The 20,608-nt window shown below is 74.1% G+C and carries 20 protein-coding genes, 1 tRNA gene and 1 riboswitch; of the genes, 6 read left to right on the top strand and 15 right to left on the bottom strand.

Annotated elements, in window-relative coordinates; translation table 11 throughout:
• Window positions 1–55 precede the first annotated feature (55 nt).
• Window positions 56–1,081 carry an LLM class flavin-dependent oxidoreductase gene (locus ACFEMC_RS06440; protein ID WP_380174676.1) on the top strand — a complete coding sequence of 342 codons (1,026 nt, stop codon included), beginning with the start codon at window positions 56–58 and terminating at the stop codon, window positions 1,079–1,081.
• A gap of 86 nt (window positions 1,082–1,167) precedes the next feature.
• Window positions 1,168–1,980, top strand: a complete 813-nt coding sequence (locus ACFEMC_RS06435) for a serine hydrolase (RefSeq protein ID WP_380174674.1) — start codon at window positions 1,168–1,170, stop codon at window positions 1,978–1,980.
• A gap of 4 nt (window positions 1,981–1,984) precedes the next feature.
• Here the strand turns inward: ACFEMC_RS06435 and ACFEMC_RS06430 are convergent, their stop codons facing one another.
• From ACFEMC_RS06430 to ACFEMC_RS06395, 8 genes are all read right to left on the bottom strand, one after another.
• A complete protein-coding gene (locus ACFEMC_RS06430; RefSeq protein WP_380176630.1) occupies window positions 1,985–3,253 on the bottom strand; it encodes an MFS transporter in 1,269 nt (422 codons plus the stop codon).
• A gap of 137 nt (window positions 3,254–3,390) precedes the next feature.
• Window positions 3,391–4,296: a shikimate dehydrogenase gene (locus tag ACFEMC_RS06425; protein ID WP_380174672.1), complete on the bottom strand. Its 906-nt coding sequence runs from the start codon at window positions 4,294–4,296 to the stop codon at window positions 3,391–3,393.
• A 125-nt stretch (window positions 4,297–4,421) separates the two neighbouring features.
• Window positions 4,422–5,063, bottom strand: coding sequence for a TetR/AcrR family transcriptional regulator (locus tag ACFEMC_RS06420; protein WP_367635782.1), 642 nt, complete (start codon window positions 5,061–5,063; stop codon window positions 4,422–4,424).
• Window positions 5,064–5,153: 90 nt separating this feature from the next.
• Window positions 5,154–5,226, bottom strand: a tRNA-Ala gene (locus ACFEMC_RS06415).
• Between the two features lie 104 nt (window positions 5,227–5,330).
• Window positions 5,331–5,963, bottom strand: a complete 633-nt coding sequence (locus ACFEMC_RS06410; protein ID WP_380174669.1) for a histidine phosphatase family protein — start codon at window positions 5,961–5,963, stop codon at window positions 5,331–5,333.
• The gene (gene rsfS / locus ACFEMC_RS06405; RefSeq protein WP_380174667.1) at window positions 5,960–6,340 is read right to left on the bottom strand and encodes a ribosome silencing factor; all 381 of its coding nucleotides are present in this window, start codon (window positions 6,338–6,340) and stop codon (window positions 5,960–5,962) included. The genes ACFEMC_RS06410 and rsfS overlap by 4 nt, the downstream gene beginning before the upstream one ends.
• Window positions 6,341–6,384: 44 nt before the next feature.
• Complete coding sequence (gene nadD, locus ACFEMC_RS06400) at window positions 6,385–7,038, bottom strand: nicotinate-nucleotide adenylyltransferase (RefSeq protein WP_380174665.1); 654 nt, start codon at window positions 7,036–7,038, stop codon at window positions 6,385–6,387.
• A 17-nt stretch (window positions 7,039–7,055) separates the two neighbouring features.
• Entirely contained in the window at window positions 7,056–7,214 is a 159-nt protein-coding gene (locus tag ACFEMC_RS06395; protein ID WP_367635778.1) for a hypothetical protein, read from the bottom strand.
• Between the two features lie 88 nt (window positions 7,215–7,302).
• Here ACFEMC_RS06395 and ACFEMC_RS06390 point away from each other — a divergent pair, with 88 nt between their 5' ends.
• Window positions 7,303–8,283: a glycosyltransferase family 2 protein gene (locus ACFEMC_RS06390; protein WP_380174662.1), complete on the top strand. Its 981-nt coding sequence runs from the start codon at window positions 7,303–7,305 to the stop codon at window positions 8,281–8,283.
• Between the two features lie 3 nt (window positions 8,284–8,286).
• Here the strand turns inward: ACFEMC_RS06390 and ACFEMC_RS06385 are convergent, their stop codons facing one another.
• The 7 genes from ACFEMC_RS06385 to ACFEMC_RS06355 form a co-directional block, all read right to left on the bottom strand.
• The gene (locus ACFEMC_RS06385; protein WP_380174660.1) at window positions 8,287–9,579 is read right to left on the bottom strand and encodes a glutamate-5-semialdehyde dehydrogenase; all 1,293 of its coding nucleotides are present in this window, start codon (window positions 9,577–9,579) and stop codon (window positions 8,287–8,289) included.
• A 64-nt stretch (window positions 9,580–9,643) separates the two neighbouring features.
• Window positions 9,644–10,030: a hypothetical protein gene (locus ACFEMC_RS06380; protein WP_380174658.1), complete on the bottom strand. Its 387-nt coding sequence runs from the start codon at window positions 10,028–10,030 to the stop codon at window positions 9,644–9,646.
• 36 nt (window positions 10,031–10,066) lie between these two features.
• Window positions 10,067–11,194 (bottom strand): glutamate 5-kinase, encoded by a 1,128-nt coding sequence (gene proB / locus ACFEMC_RS06375; RefSeq protein WP_380174656.1) that lies wholly within the window; start codon window positions 11,192–11,194, stop codon window positions 10,067–10,069.
• A gap of 16 nt (window positions 11,195–11,210) precedes the next feature.
• Window positions 11,211–12,734: a GTPase ObgE gene (gene obgE, locus ACFEMC_RS06370; protein ID WP_380174654.1), complete on the bottom strand. Its 1,524-nt coding sequence runs from the start codon at window positions 12,732–12,734 to the stop codon at window positions 11,211–11,213.
• A gap of 97 nt (window positions 12,735–12,831) precedes the next feature.
• Window positions 12,832–13,086, bottom strand: a complete 255-nt coding sequence (gene rpmA, locus ACFEMC_RS06365) for a 50S ribosomal protein L27 (RefSeq protein ID WP_106207788.1) — start codon at window positions 13,084–13,086, stop codon at window positions 12,832–12,834.
• 6 nt (window positions 13,087–13,092) lie between these two features.
• Window positions 13,093–13,404, bottom strand: a complete 312-nt coding sequence (gene rplU, locus ACFEMC_RS06360; RefSeq protein WP_179749490.1) for a 50S ribosomal protein L21 — start codon at window positions 13,402–13,404, stop codon at window positions 13,093–13,095.
• A 129-nt stretch (window positions 13,405–13,533) separates the two neighbouring features.
• Complete coding sequence (locus ACFEMC_RS06355; RefSeq protein ID WP_380174651.1) at window positions 13,534–16,680, bottom strand: Rne/Rng family ribonuclease; 3,147 nt, start codon at window positions 16,678–16,680, stop codon at window positions 13,534–13,536.
• A 385-nt stretch (window positions 16,681–17,065) separates the two neighbouring features.
• A riboswitch (SAM riboswitch) is annotated at window positions 17,066–17,156 on the top strand.
• A 239-nt stretch (window positions 17,157–17,395) separates the two neighbouring features.
• Between ACFEMC_RS06355 and ACFEMC_RS06350 the strand changes: the two genes are divergently transcribed.
• From ACFEMC_RS06350 to ACFEMC_RS06340, 3 genes are read left to right on the top strand one after another with little or no spacing between them, the layout of a single operon-like run.
• A complete protein-coding gene (locus ACFEMC_RS06350; protein WP_380174648.1) occupies window positions 17,396–18,772 on the top strand; it encodes an ABC transporter substrate-binding protein in 1,377 nt (458 codons plus the stop codon).
• Window positions 18,769–19,740, top strand: coding sequence for a carbohydrate ABC transporter permease (locus tag ACFEMC_RS06345; protein ID WP_380174646.1), 972 nt, complete (start codon window positions 18,769–18,771; stop codon window positions 19,738–19,740). Before ACFEMC_RS06350 ends, ACFEMC_RS06345 begins: the two co-directional genes overlap by 4 nt.
• Window positions 19,737–20,594, top strand: coding sequence for a carbohydrate ABC transporter permease (locus tag ACFEMC_RS06340; RefSeq protein ID WP_380174644.1), 858 nt, complete (start codon window positions 19,737–19,739; stop codon window positions 20,592–20,594). The genes ACFEMC_RS06345 and ACFEMC_RS06340 overlap by 4 nt, the downstream gene beginning before the upstream one ends.
• Window positions 20,595–20,608 lie beyond the last annotated feature (14 nt).

The following is a 20,608-nucleotide window of genomic DNA, read 5'->3' as shown; positions in this document are numbered from 1 at the left end:
GAGGTCACCGGCCCATTGTGGAACAGGACATGGTTGTTGATGGTTCAATGACGATGTGAAGCGCATCGGTTTCCTGTCCTTCGGGCACTACCAACCGGTCCCCGGCTCGGCCGCACGGACCGCGCGCGAGGCCCTCGTCCAGACCGTCGAGCTGGCGGTGGCCGCCGAGGAGCTCGGCTTCGACGGCGCCTACGTGCGGGTGCACCACTTCGCCCGCCAGCAGGCCGCGCCGTTCCCGGTCCTCGCCGCGATGGCCGCCCGCACCCGCCGCATCGAGCTGGGCACCGGCGTCATCGACATGCGGTACGAGAACCCGCTCTACATGGCCGAGGAGGCGGCGCAGACCGACCTCATCTCCGACGGCCGGCTGCAGCTCGGCGTGAGCCGGGGGTCACCCGAGCCCGCGCTGCACGGGCCGGCGACCTTCGGGTACGTGCCCGCGGAGGGCGAGACCGAGGCCGACATGGCCCGCCGGCACACCGCCGTCTTCCGCCGCGCGATCGCCGGCGCCGGCGTCGCGGAGTCCAACCCGCGCATGACCGGCCGCAGCGTCCAGCTGCCGGTGCTGCCGCAGTCCCCCGGCCTGGCCGACCGGATCTGGTGGGGCTCGGGCACGCGGGCCACCGCCCGCTGGGCGGCCGAGCAGGGCATGAACCTCATGAGCTCGACGCTGCTGACGGAGGACACGGGCGTCCCGTTCGACGAACTGCAGGCCGAGCAGATCGCCCTGTACCGGCAGGTCTGGCGGGACTCGGGCTGGGAGCGCGAGCCGCGGATCTCGGTGAGCCGCAGCGTGATGCCCATCGTCAACGACCTCGACGAGGCGTACTTCGGCCGCGACCGCGGTTCGGTCGACCAGGTCGGCTCGCTCGGCGAACCGGGCCTGGCGCGCTTCGGGAAGACCTACGCCGGCGACCCCGACCAGGTGGCCGAGGACCTCGCCAAGGACGCCGCCGTGCGCGAGGCGGACACGCTCCTCATGACCATCCCGAACGCCCTGGGCGTGGACTACAACACCCACCTCATGCGCTCGATCGTCGAGCACGTGGCCCCGGCCCTGGGCTGGCAGCCCACGCGCTGACGCGAGCACGTCCGGGGGGCTGGCGCACCGCCGCCCCCCGGACGCACCCTGGACGCCTCGCACGGTGGCGGGCCGGGAGGTGAGGGATGGACGTCTCGCCGGGAGCTCCCCACGTGTCGCGCCGGTCGGTGGTCTTGGCCGCCGCGGGCACGGGGCTGGTGGCCACCCTCGGGGGCCAGCCGGACGAGGTGACGATCTGGGCGTTGGACCTGCTGACCGGGAGGGTCACGGGGCACCGGCCCGACCTGCTGCGGCCCGTGCTGACGCTGCCCGCGGGGACGGCCCTGGCCAAGCTGCTGCGGGCCCACGGCCCGGCCGTCCTCGACGAGCGCGTCCGGTACTCCACCGACGACCTCGTGGGCTCGACCCCCGTCTGCGCCTGGCACGTGCAGACGGGGATGACCGTCGCGGGCCTCGGCGACGCCGCCCTGCGCCGCGGTGACGCCACCGCGACGAACCTGCTGGTCGTGCGCGCCGGGGGCGCGGCGGCCGTCACCGGTTTCTGCCGGGCCCTGGGGGACCGGCGCACCCGCGTCGACCGTCGCGCCCCCGACTCGTGTTCGGCCCAGCCCTGGGACCCGCGGGACACGACGACGACGCGGGCCCTGGCCCTCGGGTACGGGGCGGTACTGCTCGGGGACGTCCTCGAACCCGCCGCGCGGCTGCGGTTCGCCGCGCTCCTGCCGTCGGACCGGCTGCGCGGCGGGTGGACGCTCACCCACGCCGTGGCCAGCGGCCGGTACGGCACCGCCGCCCTCGTCGGGGTGGCCCGGCGGGAGCGGCGGCAGGTGCTGGTGGCGGCGACCTCGCGGGCCGGTCAGCCGGCGCAGGACGGGTCGCAGGCCGCCGTCAGCCGGGTCGTCGAGGCATTGCTGCGCGGGCTCGACCAGACCTGGTGAGGGCTCAGACGCGGACCTCGCCGGGGGCGGTGGCACGCACCGGGCGGCCGAGCTCGGCCGTCGGCACCGACCGGGTCTCCCGGGCGGTCAGCGCGGACAGCGAGGCCACGACGGCGACGACCGCGGTGAAGACGCTGATGACGACCCAGCCGCCCTCGCGCACCCCACCGAGCCCGGTGACGATGCTCGGGGCGAAACCGGCCAGCAGGAACCCCAGCTGGGTACCGATGGCCATGCCGGAGAACCGGACCCGCACGTCGAACATCTCCCCGTAGAACGAGGGCCAGACGGCGTTCGCCGCGCAGTACCCGCAGGAGAACGTGGCGACCGCCAGGACGAACGTCAGCACCTCCGACCCCGAGCTCATCGACAGCAGGTAGAACGGCATGAGGGCGGCCGAGGACAGCGCACCGTAGACGAACACGGGTTTGCGGCCGATCCGGTCGGCGAGCCGGCCGAACAGCGGTTGCGTCAGCAGCGCGACGGCGTTGGCCACGACGACGAGCCACAACGTGATGGCCTCGTTGACGCCGACCTCCTTGCCGTAGGCGATGGCGAGGTTCCCGAAGACGGTCGAGACGGCCGCGACCGTGGCGCAGCCGACGACGCGCAGGACGTCGCGCCAGTGCTCGCGCACCAGGACCGCCAGCGGCATGCGGGCGATCTGGCCCGACGCCTTCGCCTGCTGGAACTGCGGCGTCTCGTGCAGGGACCGGCGGATGAGGTAGGCGACGAGGACGACGAGAGCGCTCAACCAGAACGGGACCCGCCACCCCCAGCTGTACTTCACGTCGTCGGGCAGCGCCACGACGGGGATGAAGACGAGGGCCGCGAGGATCTGCCCGCCCTGGGTGCCCGTGAGGGTCCACGACGTGAAGAAGGACCGCCGGTCGTCGGGGGCGTGCTCGAGCGTCAGCGACGACGCCCCGGCCTGCTCCCCCGCCGCGGACAACCCCTGCATGACGCGGCACGCGACGAGCAGAGCCGGTGCGAGCCAGCCGATCCGGTCGTGGGAGGGCAGGCAGCCGATGACGAACGTCGACAGCCCCATGAGCACGAGCGTGAACATGAGGACCTTCTGCCGACCGACGCGGTCGCCGAAGTGGCCGAGGACGACGGCGCCCAGCGGCCGGGCGACGTAGGCGACGCCGAACGTCGCGAACGACAGGACGAGGGCCGCGTTCCCGGCGTCGGGGAAGAACACCGTCGGGAAGATGAGCGCTGCGGCGGAACCGAAGAGGAAGAAGTCGTAGTACTCCACGGCGCTGCCCATGAAACTGGCGAGCGCGGCCTTGCGGGGGGTCTTCTCGACCGGTGCCTCGACCGGCGTGCTGCTGTCCACGGTGACCTCCGACGGTGCGGACGACGGAACGGGTGGGGAGTTCGGTGCGCTGGAGTGGGGCGCGCGAGTCAGACGGCGCGCACGAGGGCGCGCAGGTGCGCGAGCATCCGCGCGGTGTCCGGGCGGCGCCCGGTGATGAGCTCGAAGGCGCCGACGGCCTGGTGCACGGCCATGTGCCCGCCGTCGAGCGTGCGGCACCCGGCGGCCCGGGCGGCGGTGAGCAGGGCCGTCTTCAGCGGCCGGTAGACGACGTCCGCGACCCACGTCGCGGGGCGCAGCAGGTCGACCGCGAAGGCGGTGCCGGGGTGCTCGGCCATGCCCGTCGGCGTGCAGTGCACGACGCCGTCGGCGGCGGGGACGAGGTCGGCGAGGTCGGCGGTGGCCGCCGGGCGGACCTCGCGGTGGTGGCGGCCCTGGAGGGAACCGGCGAGGTCCCGCGCGCGGCCGGGGTCGACGTCGACGACCGTGAGCCGCTCCGTGCCGCAGCGCAGCAACGCGTCCGCGACCGCCGCACCCGCTCCCCCGGCGCCCACGAGCACGACGTGTCCCCGCGGCGCGTCGTCGAGCTCGCTGCGCAAGGCGGCCTCGAACCCCGTGGTGTCGGTGTTGTGGCCGACGGAGCCGTCGGCGGTGAAGAGGACCGTGTTGACGGCACCGAGCGCCGCTGCGAGCGGGGCGACGGCGTCGAGGTGGGGCAGGACGAGCTGCTTGCAGGGGTGCGTCACGTTGAGCGCGTCGAACCCGAGGTCGCGGGCCCAGCGCAGGACCTCCCCGACGCGGTCGGGGGCGATCCCGCGGTCGGCGAGGTCGATGGTCCGGTACACGTAGCCCAGCCCGAGCTCCGCCGCCTCGGCCATGTGCAGGGGCGGGGTGAGCGAGGGGCCGACGCCCGTGCCCACCAGGCCCACGAGGTAGGGGCGGCCGCCCCGCGCCGGGGTGGGGACGAGCGGGTCGTCGATCACTGCGTGGGACATGGCCGGGCTCTCCCTCGAGCGGCTCGTCGGTCTCCTGCCGTCCCGGTCGGCCGAGCGGACGCTCAATGGACTAACCGGTACGTTCAGGGAGTAGAGCAGACGCCCGCGCCGCGGTCAACCGGCGGTCAGCGTGCCGCGAGCCACCCCACGACGACGTCGCCGAGCACCCGGCGCGACCGTTCGAGGCGGTCGGGCGCGGCAAGGTCGACGTCGAACAGGTGCCCGAAGGTGTGCTTGTTGGCGACCTGGAAGACGCAGAAGGCGCTGATGAGCATGTGGACGTCGAGGGCGTCGACGTCGCCGCGGAACACCCCCGCCGCCTCCCCGCGGGCCAGGATCTCGGCGACGAGGTCACGGGCGGGCGCCGAGGCCGTGCGCACCGACTCCAGCCGCTTGACGAACTCCCCGTGGTGGATGTTCTCGATGGCGACGAGCCGGATGAAGGCCTCGTGGGCGACGTGGTGGTCGAACGTCAGCGCGGCGAGCCGGCGCATGGCCTCCTGCGGCGCGAGGTCCCCCACGTCGAGGCGCTGCTCGGCCTGGCGGATCCCGAGGTAGGCGCGCTCCAGGACCGCGGAGTACAGGCCGTCCTTGCTGCCGAAGTAGTAGTAGATCATCCGCTTCGTCGTGCGGGTCCGGCGTGCGATCTCGTCGACGCGGGCCCCGGCGAAGCCGTCCTGAGCGAACACCTCGGTGGCCACGTCGAGCAGGTCCCGGCGGGTCCGCTCGGCGTCCCGCGCGGGCAGCGCCGCCTCCTGCTGCGTCACAGCGCGATCGTAGTCGTGCAGGTCAGGGGCCCCGCGGGTCCCTCGGGAACGCCGAAGGGCCCGGACCGAAGTCCGGGCCCTTCACGAGGGTGGAGCTGAGGGGACTCGAACCCCTGACCCCCTCCATGCCATGGAGGTGCGCTACCAGCTGCGCCACAGCCCCTTGCTCTCGTCACCAGGTCCACACCCTGCGGCGTTTCCCCCGGCAACGAGGACAACACTACCGCACGAACGCCGGTGGTCGTGACCACCCGCTTCGCCCGGTGATCACCCCTCGGCGCCGACCCCGGCCCCCGCAGCTCCGGCGTTGTACTCCTCGAGCACCCACGCGTCGCCGCGGCGGACGAGGACGGCCCAGTGGCAGTTGCGGAAGCCGGCGAGGGCCCCGGCGGCCGTCACGGGCAGCCCGACGAGGCGCACGACGGCGGCCTTGAGCGCGGCCCCGTGGGAGGCGACGAGGAGGGTGTCCTCGACGGTGGACGCGTGCCGCTCGACGGCGGTGGCGACCCGCAGGCCGAGCTCGGTGCGGGTCTCGCCACCGCCCATCCGCACGTCCTCACCGCGCCGCCAGGCGGCGTGCTCGTCCGGCCAGCGCTGGGCGATCTCCTCCCCCACCAGGCCCTGCCAGGTGCCGGCGTCGACCTCGCGCAGCGCGGGGTCCTGGACGACGTCGTGGCCGGTCAGGGCCGTGAAGGCGCGAGCGGTGTCGACGGCGCGGGACAGGTCCGAGGCGACGACGGCGCCGACGTCGGTCGTCCACGCGGCGAGGTGCGCGGCGGCCTCGGCGGCCTGGGCCCGGCCGACCTCGTCGAGCGGGACGTCGAGCTGGCCCTGGAAGCGGTTCTGGGCGTTCGAGGCGGTGCGGCCGTGCCGCCAGAGGACGACGCGGCGGGCGCTCACGCCTGCTGGTCGCTCGTCGCGGGCTCGCCGAGCTCCAGGAGCGGGCAGTCCTTCCACAGGCGCTCGAGGGCGTAGTACTCGCGCTCCTCGACGTGCTGGACGTGGACGACGACGTCGACGAAGTCGAGCAGGATCCAGCGGCCCTCGCGCTCGCCCTCGCGGCGCACCGGCTTGGAGCCGAGCGGCAGCAGCTTCTCCTCCACGGCCTCGGCGATGGCGCGCACCTGGCGCTCGTTGGGCGCCGAGGCGAGGAGGAAGGCGTCGGTGATGAACAGCTGGTCCGAGACGTCCAGCGCGATCACGTCGGTCGCGAGCTTGTCCGAGGCCGCCGCCGCGGCAGCGGTCACGAGCTCGAGAGAACGGTCGGATGCGGGCACGGGACTCCTCGGGGCGGTGCTTGCGGTCAGGCGGGTCGGGCGGTTCAGCCCGTCGATTCTCCCACGACCGGGACCGCGGGCCCGTCCACCGCCGTCGGAGCGTAGAGGCGGTGCTTTGAGATGTGCTGCACGACACCGTCGGGCACGAGGTACCAGACGGGCAGACCGTCGGCGACGCGCCGGCGGCAGTCGGTGGAGGAGATCGACAGCGCCGGGACCTCCAGCAGGCTCACCCCGTCCATCGGCAGCCCGTCGTCCGTGAGGGCGTGCCCGGGGCGGCTGACCCCGACGAAGTGCGCGAGCGACCAGAGCTCGGCGACGTCCTTCCACTGCAGGATCTGCGCCAGGGCGTCCGCCCCGGTGATGAAGAAGAGGTCGGCCTCGGGCCGCAGGTCGCGCAGCTCGCGCAGGGTGTCGATCGTGTACGTGAACCCACCGCGGTCGATGTCGATGCGGGACACCGTGAAGCGGGGGTTGGACGCCGTCGCGATGACCGTCATGAGGTAGCGGTGCTCGGCGGGGGCGATGTCCTCGCGCGACTTCTGCCACGGCCGTCCCGTGGGGACGAAGACGACCTCGTCGAGGTCGAACCGGGCCGCGACCTCGCTGGCCGCGACCAGGTGCCCGTGGTGGACCGGGTCGAACGTGCCGCCCATGACCCCGAGGCGGGGCCGCCGCGAGGGGGAAGGGCCGGTCACGTCCGGGACGACCGAGGTCAGTGACGGGTCCCGACGCTGCGGAAGGCCACCGTCACGATGAGCATCGAGGCGAGGACGCAGAGCGCGACGATGCCGAAGACGTAGGGCGACGGCAGGCCGGCGCCGTGCGTCTCCTGGGTCTGCTGAGCGGCTTCGGCGACGAGCGCGTGCAGCATGGTCGGATCCTCCTGCGGGTACGGCGACGACGACAGCGGGGGCCAGTCTCGCACGCCCGCCGGTCCGGTGCTGCGGCAGGATCTCCCCGTGTCCGCTCCACCTGTCGTCGATGCGCCCGTCCCGTCCCCCGCCCTGACCGTCGTCGTGCCCGCCTTCGACGAGGCCGAGGTGCTGCCGGCCTTCGCGGCCCGCCTGCGGCCGGTGCTCGACGGGCTCCTGGCCGAGGGCCTGGGCGGCTACGAGGTGCTCGTCGTCGACGACGGCAGCACGGACGCGACCCCCGTCGTGCTGGCGCGGTTGCGGCGCGGGTGGCCGCAGCTGCGGGTCGTGCGGCTGCGCGCCAACGCCGGCCACCAGGCCGCGCTCTCGGCGGGGCTGGCGCGCGCCCGGGCCCGCGGGGGCGTGGTGACGATGGACGCCGACCTGCAGGACCCGCCGGAGGTGCTCCCCCGCCTGCTCGCAGCGGCCGGACGCGGGCACGACGTCGTCTACGCCGTCCGCGAGGACCGGTCGGTGGACTCGCGCCTGAAGCGGCTGACGGCGGCGGCGTTCTACCGGCTCGTGCGGACCCTGGGCGGTCGCGCGCCCGAGCAGGCGGGCGACTTCCGCTTCACCCACCGCACGGTCGTCGACACCGTCCTGCAGCTGCCCGAGGCCCACCGCGTCCTGCGGCTCGTCATCCCCGAGCTCGGCTTCGCCTCCACGACCGTCGGCTACGCGCGCGAGGCCCGCAGCGCCGGCCGGACGAAGTACCCCCTGACCCGCATGCTGCGGCTGTCGCTGGACGCCATCACGGGCTCCTCGACGGCCCCGCTGCGGCTGGCCTCGTTCTTCGGCCTCGGCGGCGCTCTGCTGACGTCGCTGCTGCTCCTGTACGCGCTCGTGTCGTTCGCCCTCGGCCAGACCGTGCCGGGGTGGACGTCGACGCTGGCCGTCGTCGCGGGCGTCGGGACGCTGCAGCTGCTGTGCCTCGGCGTGCTCGGGGAGTACGTGGGCCGGCTGTACGTCCAGCTGCAGCAACGCCCCACGTACCTCGTCGCGAGCGACTCCCTCGAGGAGGGCCCGTGACCCTCAGACCCGGACGTGCCCGTCGCCCAGGACCTGCCACGTCGTCGTCGTGAGCTCCCCGAGCCCCATCGGGCCGCGGGCGTGCAGCTTCTGCGTCGAGATGCCGACCTCGGCCCCGAGGCCGAACTCCCCGCCGTCGGTGAAGCGGGTCGAGGCGTTGACGGCCACGACCGCGGAGTCCACGGCGGCGCAGAAGTAGTCGGTGACGCGGACGTCGGTGGCCAGGACGGCCTCGGTGTGGGCCGAGGTCCAGCGGCCGATGTGCTCCACGGCGTCCTGCACGGAGTCGACGACGCCGACGGCGATCTCGAGACCGTGGAACTCCGCGGCCCAGTCGGCGTCCGTCACGGCCTGCGCGGGGACGCCCGCGACGCGCGCGGCCTGCTGGGACCGCTCGTCGGCGTGCAGGACGACCCCGGCCTCGTGCAGGGCGCTGAGCAGCGTCGGCAGGAAGTCGGTGGCGAGGGCCGAGTGCACGAGGACCGTCTCGGCCGCGTTGCAGACGCTCGGCCGGGACGTCTTGGCGTTGAGCACGACGTCGACCGCCTGGCGCAGGTCGGCCGAGGCGTCGACGTAGACGTGGCAGTTCCCGACGCCCGTCTCGATGACGGGGACGGTCGCTTCGCGCACGACGCGCTGGATGAGGTCGGCGCCCCCGCGCGGGACGAGCAGGTCCACCAGCCCGCGCGCGGTGAGCAGGACGCCGACGCCGTCGCGGCCGTGCTCGTCGATGCTCGTGACCGCGTCGGCGGGCAGGCCGGCGGACTCCAGCGCGCCCCGGACGACGTCGACGAGCACGGTGTTGGACTCCAGCGCCGCGGACCCGCCCCGCAGGACGACCGCGTTGCCGCTCTTGAGCGCAAGGACCGCCACGTCGACCGTGACGTTGGGGCGCGCCTCGTAGACGACGCCGAGCACGCCCATCGGCACGCGCAGCTGCCGCAGGCGCAGCCCGTTGGGCAGCGTCGACCCGCGCACGACCTCACCCACGGGGTCGGGCAGGGCCGCGACCTCGCGCACGGCACCGGCGATCGCGGCGATCCGGGCGGGGTCGAGGGCCAGCCGGTCGAGCAGGTGCTCGGACGTGCCGTCGGCGCGACCGCGGGCGAGGTCGAGCTCGTTGGCGGCGACGATGCGGTCCGTCGCCGCTTCGAGGGCGTCCGCGATCGCCTGCAGCGCAGCGTCCTTGGTGGCCCGCGTCGCGACCCGCAGCGGTCGGGAGGCGACCTTGGCGCGGCGGCAGACGTCGAGGACGGCGTCCTGCAGCGAGGTGTCGGGGGTCGCGGCGACGGTCATGCCGGCCAGCCTATCCGCGGACTGGGATTGTTGAACGATCCTTTCCCGAACGCCCCGGGCGGCGTCACCAGGGTGCGATGTCCCCGATGAGGTCGAGCGTCCGGGCCCGGCGGACGGGCACCCCGCGCCGGTGCCGGGACGCGGCCTGCGCCTCGGCGCGGTGCTCGACCGTGGCGCGGTCGACCACCTCGATGCCGGCGACCGACCAGTCCGGCAGACCGGCGCTGACCCGGTGCTCGGGCCACAGGCGCAACGCCATGGCCGCGGCGTCGTCGACGTCGCGGGCCTCGTCCCAGTAGCGCAGCTCGGCGCGGGTGCCGCTGTAGCGCACGCTCGACAGGAACGGGTGCTCGACCAGCAGCCGGTCCAGCGCCGACCGCACCTCAGCGACGTCGGTGGCGTGCCCCGCCACCGTCAGCGTCACCGACCACAAGGGCAACGACTCGCCCACCCACGGTCCCTTCGTCCGGTACCGGTCGCTCGCTGTTCAGCGACCCAGGAGGACCAGGTGGTCCCGGTGCACGACCTCGCGCTCGTACGCCGGACCCCACTGCCGGGCGAGCTCGCGCGTGGTGCGCCCGAGCAGGTCCGGCATCTCCTCCGAGGAGTAGTTCACCAGCCCGCGGGCCACGGCGTGGCCGTTTCCGTCGACGAGGTCGACGGGGTCGCCCGCGCGGAACCGGCCGGACAGCCCCACCACGCCCGCGGGGAGCAGCGAGGACCGGTTCGAGCGCACCGCGCGCACGGCCCCCTCGTCGAGCACGAGGCGTCCGGCGGGCGCCGCCGCGTGCGCGAGCCAGAGCTGACGGGTGCTGCGCCGGGCCGACCTCGCGGGGGGCACCGAGAACCAGGTCCCGACGTCCTGGCCCGCCAGGGCCGGCGCGGCCAGCGCCGCCGACGTCACGAGGGTCGGGACGCCTGCGGAGGTGGCGATGCCCGCGGCCTCGACCTTCGTCGTCATGCCGCCCGTGCCGACCCCCGCCGCGCCCGCGGAGCCGACCGTCACCCCGGTCAGGTCCTCCGGACCGCGGACGTGCGCGATGCGCTGGGCACCCGGCCGCGACGGCGGTGCGTCGTAGAGCGCGTCGACGTCGGAGAGCAGGACGAGCGCGTCGGCGCGCACGAGGTGCGCGACGAGCGCGGCCAGGCGGTCGTTGTCGCCGAAGCGGATCTCGTGGGTCGCCACGGTGTCGTTCTCGTTGACGACGGGCACGACCCCGAGGGTCAGCAGCCGCTCCAGGGTCCGCTGCGCGTTGCCGTAGTGGGTGCGGCGCACCACGTCCTCGGCCGTCAGCAGCACCTGCCCGACCGTCAGCCCGGCGCGACCGAAGGCCCGCGCGTACTCCGCCAGCAGCAGCCCCTGGCCGACGCTCGCCGCCGCCTGCTGACTGGCCAGGTCCCGCGGACGCTTGGCCAGGCCCAGGGGCGCCAGCCCCGCGGCGATCGCGCCGGAGGAGACGAGGACGACGTCCCCGCCCGCGAGCCGGCGCTGGGCCAGGACGTCGACGAGGGCGTCGAGGCGGGAGGCGTCGAGCCCCCCGGCCGCGGTCGTCAGCGAGGACGACCCCACCTTGACGACGACGCGACGGGCCGAGGTCAGGTCCTGACGACCCACGGGCTCCTCAGTCCTCTCAGTCCTGGTCGTCGTCGGCGGTCCAGTGGCCCGCCACGCGCTCGCTCTCCAGCTCGCCGCGGGCGGCGGCCTTGGCGGCGCGACGCTCGCGCTCCTCCTCGCGCTTGACGGCGCGGGTGGGACGCGACTGGTCCTCCAGGCGCAGGTCGGACCCGCGCTGACCGAGCACCTCGGCGCCCGCGACCATCGTGGGCTCCCAGTCGAAGACGACGGCGTTCGCGTCGTCGCCGATGACCACCTCAGCGCCCGGGGTCGCGCCCTTCTTGAAGAGCTCGTCCTCCACGCCGAGCCGCGCGAGGCGGTCGGCGAGGTAGCCGACGGCCTCGTCGTTGGTGAAGTCGGTCTGCCGGACCCAGCGGCGCGGCTTCTCGCCGCGGACGCGGAAGCGGACCTGGGCGTGCTCGGCGTCGCCGTACTCCTCGCGCGTCACCGTGAACCCGGAGGCGTCGACGGCCGGCGGGTTGAGGACGACCCGCGTCGGGACGGCCTCGGGGGCCGCGGCCCGGGAGGCCGCGACGAGCTCGGCCATCGCGAAGGACAGCTCGCGCAACCCGGTGCGGGCCACGGCGGACACGACGAACACGGGCGCGCCGCGCTTCTCGAGGTCCTCGCGGACGATGTCGGCCATGTCGACGGCGTCGGGGACGTCGGCCTTGTTGATGACGACGATCCGCGGCCGGTCCTGCAGCGGGACGGTGCCGTCGTCGACGGTGTAGGCCGCGAGCTCCTTCTCGATCGCCTCGAGGTCGCTGACGGGGTCGCGGTCGGTCTCCAGCGTCGCGCCGTCGAGGACGTGGACGAGGGCCACGCAGCGCTCGACGTGGCGCAGGAAGTCGAGGCCGAGGCCACGGCCCTCGCTGGCGCCGGGGATGAGTCCGGGGACGTCGGCGACGGTGAAGCGCGTCGAGCCGGCCTCGACGACGCCCAGGTTCGGCACCAGCGTCGTGAAGGGGTAGTCGGCGATCTTGGGCCGGGCCGCGGACAGCGCCGCCACGAGGCTGGACTTGCCGGCGCTGGGGAAGCCCACGAGCGCGACGTCGGCGAGCGTCTTGAGCTCGAGCACGACGTCGGCGGCCTCGCCCGGTTCACCCAGCAGGGCGAAGCCGGGCGCCTTGCGCTTGGTCGTCGCCAGTGCCGCGTTGCCCAGACCGCCGCGGCCGCCGGGGGCCACGACGTAGCGCGTGCCCGGACCGACCATGTCGGCGAGCAGGTCCCCGGAGGAGGACCGGACGATCGTCCCGTCCGGGACGCCGATGACGAGGTCGTCGCCCTCGGCGCCGTTGCGGTGGCTGCCCATGCCGAAGCGGCCGTCGGGGGCGCTGCGGTGCGGACGGCGGTGCAGGTCCAGCAGGGTCGTCACCTGGGGGTCCACCTCGAGGACGACGTCGCCGCCGCGACCGCCGTTGCCCCCGTCGGGCCCGCCGAGGGGCTTGAACTTCTCGCGGTGCACCGAGGCGCACCCGTTGCCGCCGTCACCGCCGGACGCGTGCAGCACGACGCGATCGACGAAGTGCGTCGACATGTCATCTCCTCGAACTGGTGTGGACCTGCTGGTGGAACGCACGAGGGGCGGACCGGATCACTCCGGTCCGCCCCTCGTGTTCACGACTGGTGCGTCGTCACTCGCCCGCGACGATGTTGACGACCTTGCGACCACGACGGGTGCCGAACTCGACGGCCCCCGGGATCAGCGCGAACAGCGTGTCGTCGCCGCCACGGCCCACGCCCGCACCGGGGTGGAAGTGGGTGCCACGCTGACGGACGAGGATCTCGCCCGCGCTGACGACCTGGCCGCCGAAGCGCTTCACACCGAGGCGCTGCGCGGCGGAGTCACGACCGTTGCGCGAGGAGCTCGCGCCCTTCTTGTGTGCCATCTGACGTCACGCCCCGATGCTGGTGATCTTGACGCGGGTGAGCTTCGCGCGGTGGCCCTGGCGCTTGCGGTACCCGGTCTTGTTCTTGTACTTGAGGATGGTGATCTTGGGGCCCTTGGCCTCCTCGACCACCTCGGCGACGACCTTGACACCCGCGAGCGCCGAAGCGTCGTGAGTGACGGTCTCACCGTCGACGAGGAGCAGGGGCTGCAGCTGCAGCGTCTCCCCGCTGGCCACGGGGACCCGGTCGATGGTCAGCACGTCGCCGACCGAGACCTTCTCCTGCCGGCCGCCGGCGCGGACGATGGCGTACACCACAACGAACCCGTTTCTCTCGTCAACAACTGGATCGCCACCGGACTGCCCACGCAGTCCGAGGCTCGCGCACGACGGCGCACCAAGGGGTAAGCGTACGGAACGCCTCCCCCCGGGGTCAAAACGGCGCGCTCACTCCCCCGCCGGCGGCGAGGCCGGCTCGGGCGCGGACGCGGAGTCGCCCGGCGCGGAGGTGTCCCGCTCCTTGCGACCGGCCGCGGCGACGGCCGCGATGGCGGCGAGGACCGCCGCGTCCTTGGCGGGCTCGTGCGCGGGCTCCTTGGCCTGCTCGCGCCCGGAGTTCCCGCCCTCGGCGCCCTCGGACTCCGCCCGGGGCGCCTCGTCGGAGGACCGGTCGCGGCCGCGGCGGCGCCGGGACTTGCCGTTCCCGTTCCCGCCGCCGTTCCCGCCGCCGTTCCCACTGCCGTTGCCACCGCCGCCGCCGTTCCCACCGCCGCCGCCGTTCCCGCCCGAGGACGGGGACGGCTGCGGTGCGGGGTTGGCGTCGGCGGCCGCGTCGAGCTCCTCGAGGACGGCGGCCAGGCCCTGACCCGTGCGCTTGCGGGTCATCTGGACGAGCCCGAGCGAGGTCACCTCGGCGACCTGGTGCTTGGTCCGGTCCCGGCCCAGGCACTCCACGAGGCGGCGCAGGACCAGGTCGCGGTTGGACTCCAGGACCATGTCGATGAAGTCGATGACGATGATCCCGCCGATGTCCCGCAGCCGCAGCTGCCGGACGATCTCCTCCGCGGCCTCGAGGTTGTTCCGCGTGACGGTCTCCTCGAGCGTCCCGCCGGCCCCGGTGAACTTCCCGGTGTTCACGTCGATGACGTGCATGGCCTCGGTCGGGTCGATGACGAGGGAACCGCCCGAGGGCAGCCAGACCTTGCGGCCCAGCGCCTTCTGCAGCTGCTCGTCGATGCGGAAGTGCTCGAAGACGTCCTGCGACCCCTCCCAGCGCTCCAGCCGCTCGGCCAGGTCGGGGGCGACGTCGGCGACGTACCCGTGGACGGCTTCCCACGCCTGCTCACCGGAGACGACGACCTTCGTGAAGTCCTCGTTGAACACGTCGCGGACGACGCGGACGGTGAGGTCCGGCTCGCCGTGCAGCAGCAGCGGGGCGTTCTTGCTCTGGGCCTTGGCCTGGATGGCCTCCCAGGTCGCCTGCAGGCGCTGGACGTCGGCGCGCAGCTCGTCCTCGGCCACGCCCTCGGCGGCCGTGCGGACGATGACGCCCGCCCCCGGCGGGACGACCTCCTTGAGCACCTTCTTCAGGCGTGCCCGCTCGGTGTCGGGCAGCTTGCGCGAGATGCCGGTCATGGACCCGCGCGGCACGTACACGAGGTAGCGGCCGGGGAGGGAGACCTGGCTCGTGAGCCGGGCGCCCTTGTGCCCGACCGGGTCCTTGGTGACCTGGACGAGGACGGGGTCGCCGGACTTCAGCGCGGCCTCGATCCGGCGCGGCTGGCCCTCGAGCCCCGCGGCGTCCCAGTTGACCTCACCGGCGTACAGGACGGCGTTGCGCCCCTTGCCGACGTCGACGAAGGCCGCCTCCATGCTCGGCAGCACGTTCTGGACACGGCCGAGGTACACGTTGCCGACCATCGACGTCTGCGCCTGCCGGGCCCCGTAGTGCTCGACGAGGACCTTGTCCTCGAGCACGCCGATCTGGGTGCGGTCGTCCTGCTGGCGCACGACCATCACGCGCTCGACGGCCTCGCGGCGGGCCAGGAACTCGGCCTCGGTGAGGATGGCGCGCTTGCGCCCGGCCTCGCGGCCCTCACGACGGCGCTGCTTCTTGGCCTCCAGACGGGTCGAGCCGCGCAGCGCGGTGACCTCGTCCTCGCCCGTGCCGCGGGGGCGACGCGGTTCGCGGACCCGGGTGACGGTGTTCGGCGGGTCGTCACCCGACACGTCGTCCCCCTCGCCCGAGCCACCACGACGGCGACGACGGCGACGGCGGCGGGAGGAGCCGGACTGCTCCTCGCCGTCGTCCGGGCCGTCGGCGGAGTCGTCCTCGTCCTCGGATGCGTCCTCCGACGCGGTGTCCTCGGGGGCATCGGAGCCGGTCTCGTCGTCCCGGTCGTCCCGGTCGTCGCTGTCCCGGCCCCGGCTGCGGCGGCCCCGGCCACCGCGGCGACGGCGACGGCGGGGAACACCGCCGTCCTCGTCGCGGGTGTCCTCGTCGGACTCGTCGGACTCGTCGGAGTCCTCGCCGTCCTCGTTCTCGTCGGACTCGTCGTCGTCCGACTCGTCCTCGAGCTCGTCGCGGCGCCCGCCGCGGGTCCGGCGCAGGTCACGGAGGCTGTCGAGGACCTCGTCGTCGCGCGAGCGGCCCTCGGACCCGTCGAGGGCGTCGTCGGAGTCGTCGCTGTCCACGGCGTCCACGTGGTCGTCCGCGACCCGGGCGCCGGGCGGGGGGCCCGCGGGCGCGGAGGCCCGGCGGCGGCGCGGCGGGGTCTCGGCGTCGGGCGCCTGGAAGAACAGGGCGGTGGCGCGGGCTGCGGCGTCGGCGGCCCGGTCGGCCGTCGGTTCGTCGGTGCCACCACGGCGGGCTCCGCGGGCGAACCCGGCGGCGCGCAGCAGGACGGGGTCGTCCATGAGGTCGGCCTGGTCCTCCTCGACAGCGTCGGCGGCGGGGGCCTCGGCGGGGGCCTCGGAGAGGCCGGCGGCGGGCGCCTGGACGGGTGCCTCCTCGACGGGTGCCTCCTCGACGGGAGCGTCCTCGGCGGCCGCGACGACGGGCGACGCCTCCGGCTCCGCGGGCACCTCGGCGGGCGCCGCGACAGGGGCGCCGGTCGCCTTGCGGGCGCGGCGGCGGCGGGTGGGTGCGGGCGCCTCGGCGGCGGGCTCCTCCGGCGCGGCGGCGGGGGTCTCGACCGCGGGGGTCTCGACGGCGCGGGTCTCGACGGCGCGGGTCTCGACAGCGGGGGTCTCGACAGCGGGGGTCTCGACAGCAGCGACCTCGGGGGCCGGCGCCTCGGGGGTCGCGACCTTCCGGGTGGCCCGCCGGGCGCGGCGGCGGGGCGCGGGCGCCTCCTCGGCGGCCGTCCCGGTGGGCGTTGCGACCGCAGTCCCGGTGGGCGTCTCGGTGGACGCTGCAGCTGGGGCGTCGGCGGGAGCCTGCGACGCCACGGGCGTCGTCCCGGGCTCGACGCCGGTCGCGTCGGTCGGCTCCACGTGGGCCGGGGGCCCGGCGGGACGGCTGGCCGCCCGGCGGCGGCGGGGCTTCGTCGCCCCGGCAGTCGTGGCTGCGTTCTCTTCAGGTGTGCTCGTCACGGGTGCTCCGCTTGGCCCGCAGCGTCCGCTCCACCGGTCGTCCCCGCGGACGCCCGGGCGTCCTCGTCGGAATCGCCGGGCGGGTCGACCCGCGCCCGACGGAAGTCCTGGTGCACCGGAGAGGTCGCGCGACGCGTGCTCCCCCCGGAGCCGCCGGCGGTCGTCGTCCGGGGAGGGGCCGGGGCGCCTGCGAGGTCCTTCCACCAGACCGCGGCGCTGCCCGGGACCCACGCACCAGGCGACGGTCTCGACGGCGGACCGCGCGCCCGGTGTGGGGGAACGCACGGCCGTCCTCAGTGTCGCACAGGCCGCCCGCCGTGACCCTGCGCACTCGTGCCCGTCGAAACGTTCCCGGAGACCACGCGGGTCCGCTACGCTCGCGTCAACACCATCCAGAGTGGCCGAGAGACCTGGCTCGTTGACGCCACAGCAACCACCGCGCGAGCGGCAGGTGCTCCCGCCAGGGGCGATGGAGGACTCGCAGTGGACAGCTGTACCCAGCTCACCCGGCGCTACCACGTCGACCTCGCGCGCACGGCCTCCATGGTCTGTCGCCCGGGCTCCCCGACGTGCCGGGGGACGTCGCCCGCGGCCTGACCGGCCGCCGCCACCTCCCCCGGGGTCCTCGCACCACAGCACCCCCGCACCCCACGAGCGCGCCGTTCCGCGCGCACCCCCGACGGACCTCCCGTCCGCCTACCCCCGGAGCACAGCCATGTCCGCGCCCCGTCGCAGCCCCGCGTCCCCGTCCAGCACCCGCCTCCTCGCCAGCCGCCGTCGCATCCTGTCCGGTGCCCTCGGCGTCGGCGCCCTCGCCGCCACCGGCACGCTGGCCGCCTGCGGCGACGGGTCGGCGGCCTCCGGGCTGGCCGCGGAGAAGGCCGTCGACCTCAAGGGCGCGACGCTCAAGCTCATGGTCAACCAACCGCACGTGCTCGCCTTCACCGAACTGCTCGGCAAGAAGTTCGCCGACCAGTTCGGCGGCAAGCTCGAGGTCACGGCGATCCCCTACGACCAGCTGACGAGCAAGCAGATCCTCGACGTGCAGGGCGGCGACGGCGAGTTCGACGTCTTCGACTACTTCTACTTCGGTCTCGGTGAGCTCGTGAACGCCGACGCCCTCGTCGACCTCACCGAGTGGATCGGCGCGAACAGCGAGATCGCGACCGACGACTTCCTGCCGTCGATCTACGACCCCTACACGCTCATCGACGGCAAGCGCTACGGCCTGCCCTTCGACGGCGACACCCACGTCCTCTACTACAACGCCGAGGTCTTCGAGAAGTACGGCGTGGAACCGCCGAAGACCTGGGACGAGTACGACGCGGCCGCCGAGAAGATCACCAAGGACTCCGGCGGCTCGGTCTACGGCGCCATCGTCGAGGGCCAGCAGGTCCCGATGATCCTGGGCTGCTCCTTCATCAACCGCCTCGCGGGCTACGGCGGGACGCTGGTGGACTCCGACGGCAAGCCGGCCTTCGCTGGCGAGGAGGGCCTCGCGGCCCTGCAGCACCTCATCGACGTCTCCCCCTCCGCCCTGCCGACGCCGCTGCAGACGGGCTTCGACCAGGCCAACTCGGCCTTCCTGTCCGGCCAGGGCGCCATGCTCGACACCTGGACCGACCTCGGCCTGAAGGCACAGGACCCGTCGAGCTCGAAGATCGTCGACAAGTGGGGCGTCGTGACGCTGCCGGTCGGCGGGAAGAACACGACCCCGCGCACGGCCCTGGACGCGGGCTTCGGCCTCGGTGTCAGCAGCGCGTCCAAGCAGCAGGACAAGGCCGCGGCGTTCGTGGAGTGGGCGACGAACAAGGAGAACAACCTCCTCCTCGCCTCCACCGCCGGCTCGGGCATCGACCCGGCCCGCAAGTCCGTCCTCGACGCCGACTCCTACGCCCAGGCCGCCGGCAAGGCGACCGACGTCATCCGCGAGGGCCTGGACGGCACGCCGCTGGCGTGGCCGAGCCAGCAGGGCGCCCCCAAGGCGCTGCAGGACCTCGTCGACCAGCTGGCCCTGGCCATCCAGGGGCAGACGCAGCCGCAGGCCGCGCTCGACAAGGCCGCCGAGAGCTGGGAGAAGGAACTCGGATGACGCAGCTCGACGAACAGCGCGGGGAACGGACGCGGGCCGGGGTCCCGAGGCCCCGGCGCGGCTCCGGCGGCACACCGCGGGCCGTCCCGGGCCGACACCGCCCGGGGCACGTCTCGACCTGGCTGGCGGCGCCCAGCCTGGCCGGGCTCGCCCTCATGCTCGTCTACCCCACGCTGTTCGTCGTCGCGCTCGCGGTGACGAAGTCGTCGCTGGCCCGGCCGCTGCAGCGGTTCACCGGCACGGAGAACTTCGTCGACGCCTGGGAGTCCCTGGCGTTCGCGGGGTCCCTCGTCCGCTCCGTCGTGTTCGCCGTCGTCGCGGCACTGGCGGCGACGCTCATCGGTGTCCTGCTGGCCCTGCTGCTGCACGCCCGCGGGACGCGCTTCGGCGTCGTCGGGACCATCCTGCTGCTGCCGCTGGTCACCCCGCCCGTCATGGTCGGGGTGGCGTGGAAGCTCATGCTGGCCCCCGTCGGCGGCGCGTTCGGCGGGTTGTTCTCGGTGCTGGGGTTCCCCGGCGCGAACCCGCTGGGTGACAGCGTCGGGGCGTTCAGCGCCCTGGTGGTCATGCACGTCTGGCAGTGGACCCCGCTCGTGACGCTGCTCGTGTTCGCGGCGCTGCTGGGGGTTCCCGAGGAGCTGCGCGAGGCGGCCGCGCTCGACGGCGCGGGGGCGTTCCGGTCGTTCACGAACGTCGTGTGGCCGGTCATCGCGCCGAACGTCTTCTCGGTCCTCCTGCTCGAACTCGTCATCGGCCTGAAGGTGTTCGACCTCGTGACGGTCGTGACCCAGGGCGGACCGGGCGTGTCCACCATCGTCTCCAGCTTCGAGATCTTCAGGACGGGCATGCGCGGCAGCTACGAGATCGGCACGGCCGCAGCGGAGACGCTCGTCTTCGGGCTCGTCGTGGGCGTCCTGACCACCGTCGTCACGCTGCTGCGGGCGCGCGCCGTGAAGGCCGACCAGTGAGCGCGTCCACGGTCGCGGGCGCCCGGCGCGCGACGAGCCCGGCGGCCACGCTGCGCCGCGGCGGGGTCCGCGTCGTCCTCGCCGTCGTCGCGTTCGTCGCGCTGCTGCCGCTGCTGTTCCTCGTCTCGCTGTCGCTGCGCAGCGTCGACGACATCGCCAACGGCGGCTGGCTGCCGAGCGTCTTCGTCTGGTCGAACTTCTCCAAGGCGTTCTCGACCGTCCCCCTGTCGACGATGCTCGCGAACTCCTGGGTCGTCGCGATCGGCGCGACGCTGCTGACGTCCCTCGTGGCGGTGCCCGCCGCGTACGTCACGGCCCGCGCCGGGGTGCGCGGTGAACGGCTGCAGACGGTGCTGCTGGCCAGCTACTGCGCGCCGCCGATCGTGGCCGTGCTGCCCCTGTACTACCTGCTCAAGCAGGCGGACCTGACGAACACCGCGATCGGGCTGGTCCTGGTCAACGGCCTGGCGAACGTGCCGGTGGCGGTCTGGCTACTCGACGGCTTCGTGCGACGCATCCCGATCGAGATCGAGGAGGCGGGCTGGGTCGACGGGTTGTCGACGACCGGCGGGCTCTTCCGCATCGTGCTGCCGCTGCTGGCCCCCGGGCTGGTGGCCGCCCTGCTCATCTGCCTGTTCCTGTCGTACAACGAGTTCCTGTTCGCCGTGTCGTTCTCCCAGAGCACCGACAGCCAGACCCTGCCGGTCGGCCTGTCCCTGTTCCAGGGCGACCGCACCGTGCAGTTCGGCCAGCAGGCCGCGGCCTCGCTCGTCGGGATCGTCCCGATGTACGTGCTCGCCGTGGTCGCCCAGAAGTGGCTCGTGGGCGGGTTGTCCGCCGGAGCCGTGAAGTGACCCCCCTCGAGACG

Source organism: Kineococcus sp. DHX-1 (assembly GCF_042473625.1).
Taxonomy (GTDB): Bacteria; Actinomycetota; Actinomycetes; order Actinomycetales; family Kineococcaceae; genus Kineococcus.
This window is presented reverse-complemented; position numbering and strand designations above follow the sequence as displayed.